1 protein-coding gene is annotated in these 720 nt (G+C 64.7%); it reads left to right on the plus strand.

The genetic code is table 11. The features are described 5' to 3' along the window. Positions 1–720: Ig-like domain-containing protein (locus QBK88_RS30715; RefSeq protein ID WP_277965049.1), on the plus strand; the 720-nt coding region annotated here is incomplete at both ends.

Consider the following 720-nt stretch of genomic DNA (forward strand, 5'->3'; position numbering starts at 1 on the left):
GTCAGTGGCGGGGTGGGGGCGTTGACCTACAGCGTCTACGGCTCCGACACCAACGGCGATACCGTGGGCAAGTACGGCATCATTCACTTGAACGCCGACGGCACTTACACCTACACCCTGACCAGCGCCCCACAGGTCGTCGGCCTGGGCACCACCGAAACCTTCACCCTGGTGACCACCGACAGCGCCGGCAACCACGTTGCCAGCCAGCTCACCATCAAGATCGTCGACGACCAGCCCGTGGCCGTGCCGGACTTCGCCAAACTTGCCGAAGGCCAGACCGCCCAGGGTAATGTCCTGGCCAACGATGTCTCGGGCGCGGATGGTTTCTTCGGCGTGATCGGCGTCAAGGCGGGTGCGGATATCACCAAGGCCGTGACCACGGGTGTTGGCACGGTCATCCAGGGCCTGTACGGCGAACTGGTGATCGGCGCCGACGGCACCAGCGTGTACCACGCCAACGCCAACTCGGTCGGCGCCAAGGGCGGCCTCGACATTTTCACCTACTCGGTGATGGACAAGGACGGTGACGTCAGCACCACCACCTTGACCATCAAGGTCGACGACTCGCACCTGAAGGCCACCAACGTCGATGGCGTCACCGTATTCGAAGCGGCGCTGGACAAGAACCAGGACGGCAAGGACCTGGCGCCTGGCAATACCACCGGCAGCCACCCGGACTGGACGTCGGAAACCGCCAGCGGCACCGTCGCCGGCTCG

It is taken from the genome of Pseudomonas sp. RIT-To-2 (assembly GCF_029623465.1).
Lineage (GTDB): Bacteria > Pseudomonadota > Gammaproteobacteria > Pseudomonadales > Pseudomonadaceae > Aquipseudomonas > Aquipseudomonas silvicola.